Annotated in this window: 13 protein-coding genes; 11 read left to right on the forward strand and 2 right to left on the reverse strand. The window is 45.2% G+C overall.

From position 1 onward, the window contains the following. Position 1 precedes the first annotated feature (1 nt). Positions 2-448: a CBS domain-containing protein gene (locus tag AACQ79_RS16620; protein WP_038171482.1), complete on the reverse strand. Its 447-nt coding sequence runs from the start codon at positions 446-448 to the stop codon at positions 2-4. 228 nt (positions 449-676) lie between these two features. Here AACQ79_RS16620 and queA point away from each other — a divergent pair, with 228 nt between their 5' ends. The 5 genes from queA to secF all read left to right on the forward strand — a co-directional run bounded on the left by queA (position 677) and on the right by secF (position 6,266). Beyond that, a complete protein-coding gene (queA, locus tag AACQ79_RS16625; protein WP_170899414.1) occupies positions 677-1,729 on the forward strand; it encodes a tRNA preQ1(34) S-adenosylmethionine ribosyltransferase-isomerase QueA in 1,053 nt (350 codons plus the stop codon). A 128-nt stretch (positions 1,730-1,857) separates the two neighbouring features. Next, complete coding sequence (gene tgt, locus AACQ79_RS16630) at positions 1,858-2,988, forward strand: tRNA guanosine(34) transglycosylase Tgt (protein ID WP_026027700.1); 1,131 nt, start codon at positions 1,858-1,860, stop codon at positions 2,986-2,988. Positions 2,989-3,095: 107 nt separating this feature from the next. Further along, positions 3,096-3,428: a preprotein translocase subunit YajC gene (gene yajC / locus AACQ79_RS16635; RefSeq protein WP_013857505.1), complete on the forward strand. Its 333-nt coding sequence runs from the start codon at positions 3,096-3,098 to the stop codon at positions 3,426-3,428. A 19-nt stretch (positions 3,429-3,447) separates the two neighbouring features. Further along, positions 3,448-5,304 carry a protein translocase subunit SecD gene (gene secD / locus AACQ79_RS16640; protein WP_017044259.1) on the forward strand — a complete coding sequence of 619 codons (1,857 nt, stop codon included), beginning with the start codon at positions 3,448-3,450 and terminating at the stop codon, positions 5,302-5,304. A 14-nt stretch (positions 5,305-5,318) separates the two neighbouring features. After that, positions 5,319-6,266, forward strand: a complete 948-nt coding sequence (secF, locus tag AACQ79_RS16645; RefSeq protein ID WP_013857503.1) for a protein translocase subunit SecF — start codon at positions 5,319-5,321, stop codon at positions 6,264-6,266. A gap of 163 nt (positions 6,267-6,429) precedes the next feature. Here the strand turns inward: secF and suhB are convergent, their stop codons facing one another. Beyond that, on the reverse strand, positions 6,430-7,233 hold the full coding sequence (gene suhB, locus AACQ79_RS16650) for an inositol-1-monophosphatase (protein ID WP_013857502.1): 804 nt from the start codon (positions 7,231-7,233) through the stop codon (positions 6,430-6,432). Between the two features lie 177 nt (positions 7,234-7,410). Between suhB and trmJ the strand changes: the two genes are divergently transcribed. From trmJ to hscB, 6 genes are all read left to right on the forward strand, one after another. Continuing rightward, on the forward strand, positions 7,411-8,139 hold the full coding sequence (trmJ, locus tag AACQ79_RS16655; protein ID WP_026027699.1) for a tRNA (cytosine(32)/uridine(32)-2'-O)-methyltransferase TrmJ: 729 nt from the start codon (positions 7,411-7,413) through the stop codon (positions 8,137-8,139). A 115-nt stretch (positions 8,140-8,254) separates the two neighbouring features. Further along, entirely contained in the window at positions 8,255-8,776 is a 522-nt protein-coding gene (gene iscR, locus AACQ79_RS16660) for a Fe-S cluster assembly transcriptional regulator IscR (protein ID WP_026027698.1), read from the forward strand. Positions 8,777-8,802: 26 nt separating this feature from the next. Continuing rightward, on the forward strand, positions 8,803-10,017 hold the full coding sequence (locus AACQ79_RS16665) for an IscS subfamily cysteine desulfurase (protein ID WP_013857499.1): 1,215 nt from the start codon (positions 8,803-8,805) through the stop codon (positions 10,015-10,017). A 56-nt stretch (positions 10,018-10,073) separates the two neighbouring features. Continuing rightward, complete coding sequence (gene iscU / locus AACQ79_RS16670) at positions 10,074-10,457, forward strand: Fe-S cluster assembly scaffold IscU (protein WP_010320409.1); 384 nt, start codon at positions 10,074-10,076, stop codon at positions 10,455-10,457. A gap of 62 nt (positions 10,458-10,519) precedes the next feature. Beyond that, the gene (iscA, locus tag AACQ79_RS16675) at positions 10,520-10,843 is read left to right on the forward strand and encodes an iron-sulfur cluster assembly protein IscA (protein ID WP_010320408.1); all 324 of its coding nucleotides are present in this window, start codon (positions 10,520-10,522) and stop codon (positions 10,841-10,843) included. Between the two features lie 66 nt (positions 10,844-10,909). Beyond that, a complete protein-coding gene (hscB, locus tag AACQ79_RS16680) occupies positions 10,910-11,425 on the forward strand; it encodes a co-chaperone HscB (protein WP_170899415.1) in 516 nt (171 codons plus the stop codon). Positions 11,426-11,432 lie beyond the last annotated feature (7 nt).

Consider the following 11,432-nt stretch of genomic DNA (forward strand, 5'->3'; position numbering starts at 1 on the left):
GTTATTCAATATCGACTTCGTCCGGTTCACTCTCTTCTTGTAGCTCAAGTAAGGTAACAGCTACCCCAATAAAGTCCGTGTCAGTAATAATGCCCACTAGTTGGCCTTTATCTACAACGGGTAAGCAGCCTACTTTATGTTTTTGCATGTAGATAGCACTCTCTTTTAACCCAGCTCGCGGGTCAACCGTCATAATTTCAGTATGCATCACCTCATATAACGGTGTTGTCAGTGTATATGATTGATCTTCAGGGATGTTTTTTAAGCTCGACTCTTGCGCGGCAAGAATATCTCGATGAGTAATGATACCGAGTAGTTTTTTGTGTGGATCGACGATAGGGATATGGCGAATATCCAACGCTTCCATAGTGTGCTTAGCATCGGCTAACGTGTGTGTACGCAACAGGGTATGGGGGTTGCGAGTCATCATGTCTTCAATTTTGATCATAACGAGCTCCTTTTTATTATTGACCTGATTCAACTATAGTTTTTTCTGCGCAAAATATCTGAGAGCTCCCGCTATTTTTACTTTGATTGATGCGTAAAGATTGGGTGCCATTTTCATGTTTAATTACATTAAATTTAGATCTGGGTCTGACGAGCGAAGGTGTTTACGTATATACTACGGCGCTTAAAAAAATTACGTCATCCACTCAAAACGAACAAGATAAGAACTATGCAAGTTTCAGACTTTCACTTTGAACTTCCCGATGAGCTGATTGCTCGTTACCCAACGGCTGAACGTACGGCGAGTCGCTTACTGCAATTAGACGGTAACCGCGGTGAACTGGCGGATGGCTCATTTAAAGACGTTCTTGACCGAGTTCAGCCCGGCGATTTATTGGTTTTTAACAATACACGTGTCATCCCGGCTCGCATGTTTGGGCGCAAAGCTTCAGGCGGCAAACTGGAAGTATTGGTCGAACGAATGTTGGATGAACAGACGATTTTAGCTCATGTTCGCTCATCTAAGCCGCCAAAACCGGGCAGTGAGTTGTATTTAGGAGAGCATGACGAATATCATGCACACATGGTGGCTCGCCATGACGCGCTGTTCGAGATTCGTTTTACAGCGTCAAAGACGGTACTGGAGATCTTAAACGAGATTGGCCATATGCCTTTGCCGCCTTATATTGACCGCCCTGATGAAGATGCTGATAAAGAGCGTTATCAAACCGTATACAACCAAAAACCGGGAGCTGTCGCTGCACCGACCGCCGGTTTGCATTTCGATGAGGCTCTGCTTGAGCAAATCAAAGCGAAAGGCGTCGAATTTGCTTATGTAACCTTGCATGTTGGCGCTGGAACCTTCCAGCCAGTACGAGTCGACAATATTCACGATCACCATATGCATGCAGAATATGTTGAAGTGCCACAAGAGGTAGTCGATGCCGTCAACGCGACGAAAGCGCGTGGTGGTCGAGTGATCGCTGTTGGAACTACGTCGGTGCGCTCACTGGAAAGTGCCGCGCAAGATGCGCTTAAAAAGGGCACTGAGCTGGTTCCTTTTTTCGGTGACACTGAAATTTTCATCTTCCCTGGTTATGAGTATCAGTTGGTGGATTGCTTAATCACTAACTTCCACTTACCAGAGTCGACACTGATTATGCTCGTCAGCGCTTTTGCAGGTTATGAGCATACTATGGCCGCGTACGCGCATGCCGTGAAACATCAATATCGTTTCTTTAGTTATGGTGATGCGATGTTTATCACCAAGAACACCAATTAACGAGTGCTAGCATTACGCTAGGAGAAGAAGCTCCGCTTCGTTTTTCGCTAGGAATTGGCGACCGCTCTAGAGGGGTGCTTGCACCTAATCATGATACGTCAGACTGTTTCTCTGACATTGGAGGCTTCGTGAAGTTAACATACGAACTTAAAAAGAAAAACGGAAATGCTCGCCGTGGGCAATTAACCTTTGAACGTGGCACAGTGCAAACACCGGCATTCATGCCTGTAGGTACTTACGGCACAGTAAAAGGTATGACACCGGAAGAAGTAAAAGAGACGGGCGCAGAAATTTTGCTCGGTAATACTTTTCACCTGTGGCTGCGCCCTGGCCAAGAAGTGATGAAAATGCACGGTGACTTGCATGATTTTATGAACTGGCAAGGCCCGATCCTCACCGATTCAGGTGGTTTCCAAGTGTTTAGCTTGGGTGATATTCGCAAAATCACAGAAGAAGGGGTGCATTTCCGTAACCCAGTAAATGGTGACAAGATTTTCATGGACGCAGAAAAGTCGATGGAAATTCAAAAAGATCTGGGCTCTGACATTGTGATGATTTTCGATGAGTGTACGCCGTACCCTGCGACGCACGACGAAGCGAAAAAATCAATGGAGATGTCTTTACGTTGGGCGCAGCGTTCACGTGACCATTTCGACAAATTAGAGAACACCAACTCGCTATTTGGTATCGTGCAAGGCAGTGTTTACGAAGATTTGCGTGATGTTTCCGTGAAAGGCTTAACCGAGATCGGATTTGATGGCTACGCTGTTGGTGGCTTAGCGGTGGGTGAACCTAAAGAAGACATGCACCGTGTACTTGAGCACACCTGTCCACAATTGCCAGAAGACAAACCACGCTACCTGATGGGTGTCGGTAAACCTGAAGACTTAGTGGAAGGGGTACGTCGCGGTATCGATATGTTTGACTGTGTGATGCCAACGCGAAATGCACGTAATGGCCATCTATTTGTGACGGGTGGTGTGATCAAGATCCGTAATGCAGTACATAAAACCGATACAACTGCGCTGGATCCGCATTGTGACTGTTACACTTGCAAAAATTATTCGAAGTCGTATTTACACCATCTGGATCGTTGTAACGAAATTCTGGGTGCGCGTTTAAATACTATTCATAACTTACGTTATTACCAACGCCTGATGGCAAGCATTCGTTTAGCGATTGAAGAAGATCGCTTCGACGCGTTTGTTGAGGAGTTTTATGCTCGTCGCAATCGTGAAGTTCCACCAATGGGCCAATAACGGTTTTGCTGCGTTTTGCTTAATTTGTGAAGTGATAAACTTGAAATTAAGCCAACGCAGCCCAATTAGAATTACATTACACAACAATATTTTAGAGGACGTTTTCAATGAGTTTAATTTCTGTAGCACACGCAGCAGGTGAAGGTGCATCACAAGGTGGCGGTTATGAAATGCTGATCATGCTTGGTATGTTTGCGGTTATTTTCTACTTCATGATTTACCGCCCACAAGCTAAACGTGTTAAAGAGCATAAAAGTTTGATGGCCGCCATGACTAAAGGTGATGAAGTGTTAACCAGTGGCGGTTTAGTGGGTAAAATCACTAAAATCGCAGAAGACAGCGATTACATCTCTATCGAACTGAATGTGAACAATGAAATTGTGATCAAAAAAGATTTCATTACAGCGGTGCTACCAAAAGGTACGCTTAAGTCTTTATAACAGCTAAAGGATCCTTGCTGTGCTAAACCGTTATCCGTTATGGAAGTATTTGTTAGTGGTGTTCGCCATCACTCTCTCTGCTTTATATGCACTTCCAAATATTTACGGTGAAGATCCGGCAATTCAAATTACAGGGGCGCGTGGCGCCTCTGTTGATATGTCAACGCTGGATGCCGTCACCAAAGCTCTTGATAAAGAGAGCCTTTCTCATAAATCCATTGCTCTAGAGAATGGATCGATTCTTGTTCGATTTAACGATACCGATACTCAAATCAGTGCGCGTGATGTGGTGAGTGAAGCGTTAGGCAAAGATACAATTGTTGCACTTAACCTTGCTCCTTCAACGCCTTCTTGGTTGGAATCGATTGGCGCGGCACCGATGAAGCTTGGCCTTGATCTGCGTGGTGGTGTTCACTTCTTAATGGAAGTGGATATGGATGCCGCAATGGAAAAATTGATTGGCCAGCAAGAAGAAGCGTTTCGCAGCGAACTGCGTGATGACAAAATTCGCTACCGCGCCATTCGCTCAGTGGGCAACGACCGAGTGGAAGTCACTTTGCGTGACGATGAGCAATTAGAGCAAGCACAGCAAGCATTAACGTCGAAACATCCTGATATGACTTTTACTACGTCTAAGGCTGACGGTCGCTTTGCGCTGATTGCTCAATTTACTGAGCAGCGTTTGCAGGAAGTTCGAAATTACGCCGTTGAGCAGAACATCACGATTTTGCGTAACCGTGTTAACGAATTAGGGGTCGCTGAACCCTTAGTGCAGCGTCAAGGTGCCAGCCGCATTGTAGTTGAGTTACCGGGGGTTCAAGATACTGCTCGTGCTAAAGAAATTCTTGGCGCAACCGCGACTCTTGAATTTCGTGAAGTTGATGACAAGGCTGATTTAGCCGCCGCGGCTTCTGGTCGTGCTCCTGCTGGGAGTGAAATCAAATCTGATCGTAATGGTCGCCCGGTTGTCTTGAAAAAACGCGTGATTTTAGGTGGTCAAAGTATCACGGATGCCAGCTCTAGCATGGATGAATATGGTCGCCCGCAAGTGAACATTTCGTTAGATAGCGAAGGCGGAAATAAGATGTCGGCGTTCTCTAAAAAGAACATTGGCAAGCTTATGGCAACGGTATTTGCAGAGTACAAAGACAGCGGCCGTCGGACACCTGATGGCAAAGTGATTCTGGATAAGCATGAAGAAGTGATCAACCAAGCAACGATTCAGTCGGCTCTTGGGCGTAACTTCCGTATCACGGGAATTGACTCTGCTGCAGAAGCTCAAAACCTTGCACTTTTACTGCGTGCAGGTGCGTTAATTGCGCCAATCTCTATTGTTGAAGAGCGTACCATTGGTCCATCAATGGGGCAGCAAAATATCGATATGGGTATTCAAGCCTGCATCTGGGGTATGGTTGCGGTGATGCTCTTTACGCTGCTTTACTACCGTGGTTTTGGCTTGATTGCCAATATTGCATTGATGGCGAACCTTGTGCTCATTATTGGTGTGATGTCGATGATCCCAGGGGCGACAATGACCTTGCCGGGTATTGCGGGTATCGTATTGACGGTTGGTATGGCCGTGGATGCTAACGTTCTGATCTTTGAGCGTATTCGTGAAGAGCTCCGTGATGGACGAAACCCACAACAAGCTATCCACCAAGGCTATGCTAACGCGTTCAGTACCATTGCTGATGCCAACATCACTACGTTGATTACGGCAATCATTCTATTTGCTGTGGGTACTGGAGCCATCAAAGGGTTTGCCGTCACACTTTCTATCGGTATTTTAACCTCAATGTTTACCGCTATTATCGGGACTCGCTGTATTGTGAACCTGTTATATGGTGGTAAACGCATTAAAAAATTGTCGATCTAAGGCTAGGAATTACTATGTTTCAGATTCTAAAAGCAGATAAAACGATCGACTTTATGCGTTGGTCTAAATTTGCGTTTTTATTCTCTCTTTTAATGATTGGTGCGTCTATTTTCACTTTATCAACCAAGTGGTTGAACTGGGGACTGGACTTCACCGGCGGTACTTTGATTGAAGTTGGGTTTGAACACCCAGCTAATCTTGAAGATATCCGCAGTGCTTTGGAAGCGAAAGGGTTTGGCGATGCGACGGTGCAGAATTTCGGTTCCGCGCGCGAAGTGATGGTCCGTCTTCGTCCACGTGCTGACATGGTTGGCGAGACGTTAGGCAACCAAATTCTTTCTGCTATTAAAGAGGGGACAGGAAAAAGTGTCGAGATGCGCCGCATTGAGTTCGTTGGCCCGAATGTGGGCGATGAATTAGCTGAAGCCGGAGGCTTAGCGATTTTGGCTTCGCTCATCTGTATTTTGCTTTATGTCTCCGTTCGTTTTGAATGGCGGCTCGCTGCGGGCGCGGTGATGTCACTGGCACATGATGTGATCATCACGCTTGGCATCTTCTCTATCATGCAAATTGAGGTTGATTTAACGATTGTTGCCGCTTTGCTGACCGTTGTCGGTTACTCGCTCAACGATACGATTGTGGTATTTGACCGTATCCGTGAAAACTTCCGTAAATTGCGTAAAGGTGATTCAGCCGAGATCATGAACAGCTCAATTACCCAAACTTTGAGCCGGACTTTGATTACATCGGGAACCACCTTGCTGGTGGTGATCGCACTCTTTGTGCAAGGTGGGGCGAACATACATGGTTTTGCCACCGCTTTACTGCTCGGTATCACCGTGGGTACTTATTCATCTATCTATGTCGCATCAGCGTTGGCATTGAAGTTAGGAATTACCCGTGAGCACCTACTTCCACCTCAAGTGGAAAAAGAGGGTGCGGAGTTCGACGAACTTCCTTAGCAGCCTGAAAGTTTCTTAAATAGCCAAAGCCGCAGAATATTCTGCGGCTTTTTTCTAACCCATCCCACCGCGGTCACTCTAATAAAACGAAACTAAAAAAGCCTCGTATATTGCTATACGAGGCTTGAATCAATTTTGACGGTATTGATGGTATTTAGTGCAACTATTTAAGAATAGCGCTGTTACCGTTATCACGAATGTGTTTCAGAATCGCTTTAACACCACGGGCACTTGAACCTACAATGTTGCCCGATTTCATGTATTCAGTACCGCCAGAGAAATCGGTAAGAATAACGCCTGCTTCACGAGCGATCAGCTCGCCAGCGGCTAAATTCCAAGGTCTTAAACCCAGTTCAAAGTAACCATCGACACGGTTTGAAGCTAGGTAACATAAATCAAGCGCAGGAGAACCAGTACGACGGAAATCAGCACATTCAACAAACAGTGCAGACATGATTTTCATGAAAGATTCGGCATGTTGCTTTTGTTTGTATGGGAAACCAGTAGCGAGAATAGTGCCTTGAAGATCTTTTAACTGTTTAACACGAAGGCGTGAGTTGTTTAATTGCGCACCAGCACCACGTTGAGCGGTAAACAGCTCATTGCGCATTGGGTCATAAACACAAGCAACTTCTGTTTTGCCTTTAATGCGAACCGCGATGGAAACGGCGAAGTGGGGTAAACCTTTGACGAAGTTTGTTGTGCCATCCAGTGGGTCGATGATCCATTGAACGTCCTTATCTTTACCGTCGATAAGCCCGTTTTCTTCAGCAACGATACTGTGTTCTGGGTAAGAACTTTTGATTGTATCGATGATCATAGTTTCTGCTTCTTTGTCTACGTTAGTAACAAAGTCATTAGTCCCTTTCTGAGTTGTTTCGATTTTCTCAGTATTTTCTAGTGATTTAGCAATATGGTTACCAGCTTTTCGCGCAGCGCGAATAGCAATGTTTAGCATTGGATGCATACAGTTTTCCCAACGGATGTTAAAGAACGAAAAAGCGGGCAGCAGTATAACAAAGTTTTATTAAAAAGGAAGTGGCTATTTTTTGCTCGGTTGTTCATGTGTAGCTAAAGGACCTGACCATTTTAGTCAGGTTTATGTTAGTATTCTGTCGTTTAAAATAGAGTGGCGTACAACGTAATGCTAGACAATGTAAAAATCATTTTAGTAGGGACATCTCATTCAGGAAATATTGGTTCTGCTGCCCGAGCGATGAAGGTCATGGGACTAAGTAAAATGATTTTGGTTTCGCCTCAATGCGAGGTAGACGCTCAAGCGATCGCTCTAGCTGCTGGAGCAAGCGACATTGCTTTAAATGCGGAGGTCGTGGATACGCTAGAGCAGGCTGTCGCAGATTGTGGCCTGGTGGTTGGGTCAAGTGCACGCTCACGAACTTTAGAATGGCCAATGCTTGAACCACGTGAATGTGGTGAAAAATTGGCGCAAGAAGGGCAGCAATACCCGGTTGCTTTAGTGTTTGGCCGAGAAAAAACCGGGCTGACCAACGATGAACTGCAAAAATGCCATTTTCATGTGTGCATTCCGGCTAATCCTGAATACAGTTCGTTAAACCTTGCTATGGCCGTACAAACATTGAGTTATGAGGTGCGTGTTGCCTATCTAAATAATGAAAAAAAAGGTTATCAAGCCCAGCCAGAAGAAGCGTATCCTCTGCATCACGAATTAGAAATGTTCTATCAGCATCTTGAAAAGGTAATGATACAGACACAGTTTATTTCAAAGGAACAGCCGGGACAGATCATGAATAAACTCCGTCGGCTATTTTCTCGTTCGCGTCCAGAGTCTCAAGAAATCAATATATTACGTGGTGTGTTGACCTCAATTGAGAAGCATCGCAGCAATCAATAATTATCCAGATTAATAATGGGGTTAAATACCTGACTAAATTAGTCAAATAAATACTTGACCTATTTAGTCAGGTATGGAAAAATTCCAACCACATAATCAATGTGGATACGGTGATATGAGACTTACATCTAAAGGAAGATATGCGGTTACAGCCATGTTAGATGTGGCTCTGCATTCGCAACAAACCCCAGTGCCACTGGCGGATATTTCCGAACGGCAAGGCATTTCGCTCTCTTACCTTGAGCAGCTGTTTTCTAAACTGCGTAAAGCGGGGCTAGTTGCTAGTGTGCGTGGTCCAGGTGGTGGATACCGCCTAGGTGCAGATGCCTGCTCAATTTCGATTGGTACTGTGATTGCCGCTGTTGATGAATCAGTTGATGCAACAAAATGTAATGGAAGAGCCGACTGCCAAGGTGGTACTCGCTGCTTAACACATACGTTATGGCGAGATCTTAGCTCTCGCATTAGTGACTTTCTGAACAACATTACTCTTGGCGAGTTAATGATTGATAATGAAGTACTAGAAATTTCTGACCGCCAAGGCTTGGGCCTGACGGTGAACCACGGGTTAACCAATAAAAATACCAATACCGTGATTATCGGCTCGGTGCCCGTAGGTCTTAATGCCCGCTCATAGCGGCAATGTTTACATTGGAGTAGAAAATGAAACTGCCTATTTATTTTGACTATTCAGCTACCTGTCCAGTTGACCCTCGCGTGGCTGAAAAGATGGTTCAGTACATGACGATGGATGGTGTTTTTGGTAATCCAGCATCGCGATCGCACCGTTATGGCTGGCAGGCAGAAGAAGCCGTAGACACTGCGCGTGAGCAAATTGCTGAACTGCTTAATGCTGATCCTCGCGAAATCGTATTCACATCCGGTGCGACAGAGTCAGACAACCTCGCGATCAAAGGTGTGGCGCATTTCTATGCCAAGCAAGGTAAGCATATCATTACCTGTAAAACCGAGCATAAAGCGGTGCTTGATCCATGTCGTCAGCTTGAGCGTGAAGGTTATGAAGTGACCTATCTTGAGCCAGAATCGAATGGCTTGATTGATCTAAAAAAATTAGAAGCGGCAATGCGTGATGACACAATTTTGGTGTCGATCATGCACGTGAATAACGAAATTGGCGTAATTCAGGACATCATGGCGATCGGTGAGCTTTGCCGTGAACGCAAGATAATTTTTCACGTAGATGCAGCGCAATCTGCCGGTAAAATTCCCCTTGATGTGCAAGAAATGAAAGTGGATCTTATCTCCCTTTCTGCGCATAAAGCGTATGGACCTAAAGGGATTGGCGCATTATATGTCCGCCGTAAACCTCGTATCCGTCTTGAAGCACAAATGCACGGTGGCGGCCATGAACGTGGTTTCCGTTCAGGCACATTACCAACGCACCAAATCGTAGGTATGGGTGAAGCATTCCGCATTGCTAAGCAAGACATGCAAAAAGATTTTGACCACGCAAAAGCATTGCGTGATCGTCTACTCGCTGGTGTACAAGACATGGAAGCCGTGAGTGTGAATGGCGATTTAGATCAGCGTGTTCCGCACAACCTGAATATTAGTTTTGCCTTTGTTGAAGGCGAATCGCTGCTGATGTCTTTGAAAGACTTAGCAGTATCATCAGGTAGTGCTTGTACGTCGGCCAGCTTAGAGCCGTCATATGTACTGCGTGCGCTTGGTTTGAACGATGAAATGGCGCACAGCTCAATTCGTTTCTCATTTGGCCGTTTTACGACCGAAGAGGAAGTGGACTACGCCGTTGAACAAATCCGCGTAGCCGTAAGCAAATTACGTGACATGTCTCCTCTATGGGATATGTATCAAGAGGGTGTGGATTTAAACACCGTTGAATGGGCACATCACTAGTCCTTTAAAAGGCACTGGTTTATTCCCAAGGAAATAGAGGATTAGAGGTAACTATCATGGCATACAGCGAAAAAGTAATTGATCACTATGAAAACCCACGTAATGTTGGCTCTTTTGATAAAGAAGATCCAACCATTGGTAGTGGTATGGTTGGCGCTCCAGCTTGTGGCGACGTAATGAAGCTACAAATTAAAGTGACGCCAGAAGGCATCATTGAAGATGCAAAATTTAAAACCTACGGTTGTGGTAGCGCGATTGCTTCGAGCTCACTGGTTACTGAATGGGTCAAAGGTAAGAGCATTGACGAAGCGGCAGCCATTAAGAACTCTGAAATCGCGGAAGAGCTAGAGCTTCCACCAGTGAAAGTTCACTGTTCGATTTTGGCGGAAGATGCGATCAAAGCTGCCGTTGCCGATTATAAAAAGAAACACCAACAATAATATTAAGGGAGTGAATGATGGTTCACTCCCATAAGTTCAAACTAAGAATCTAAGGTTGTAGTATGGCCATTACCTTAACTGAAACAGCAGCGCATCGCGTTCGAGCATTCCTAGATAACCGAGGCAAAGGCGTAGGTTTACGTCTTGGAGTGAAAACAACAGGCTGCTCGGGTATGGCTTACGTGCTTGAATTCGTTGATGACGTTAACGAAGAAGACGAAGTGTTTGAAGATCATGGTGTCAAAGTGATTATCGATTCGAAAAGCCTCGTCTACCTTGATGGCACACAGCTTGACTATGTCAAAGAAGGGCTAAACGAAGGTTTTGAGTTCAACAACCCGAATGCAAAAAGCGAATGTGGTTGTGGTGAAAGCTTCAACGTGTAACGGATTGGCTTTCGGCGTGACTAGGCTCACTTGAGCCTAGTGTCGAGCACTAGGAGCAATGTGTTAATGAACTATTTTGAATTATTTGGGCTACCAAGTCAGTTTGCACTGGATGGTAGCCTTCTTTCTTCTCAGTTTCGTGCGCTGCAAAAACGGTTTCATCCCGACAATTTTGCCACTGCGTCTGAGCGAGATCGCCTGCTTGCTGTGCAAAACGCCTCACAAATCAATGATGCTTATCAAACATTAAAATCGCCGATCAGTCGCGCAGAATACTTGTTGCTTGAACAAGGCATAGAGTTACGCGCAGAACACCAAACCATGCAAGATCCGCTGTTTTTAATGGAGCAAATGGAGCTGCGAGAAGAGCTTGAAGCCATCGCCTCACAGTCTGATGTTGAAAGTGCGTTATTCGATTTTGAAAACAGAGTTAGCAAGATGTATAAACAGCATCTTACCTTGGTTGAGCAACAACTTAATCAGGCTCAATGGAACCTTGCGGCTGATACGGTTCGCAAGCTTAAATTTATTGCCAAGCTCAAAAATGAAATAGAAAAAGTCGAAGAACAGTTACTCGGCTAGTTCGATA

It is taken from the genome of Vibrio sp. 3-2(1), from assembly GCF_963887575.1.
Classification (GTDB): Bacteria; Pseudomonadota; Gammaproteobacteria; order Enterobacterales; family Vibrionaceae; genus Vibrio; species Vibrio anguillarum.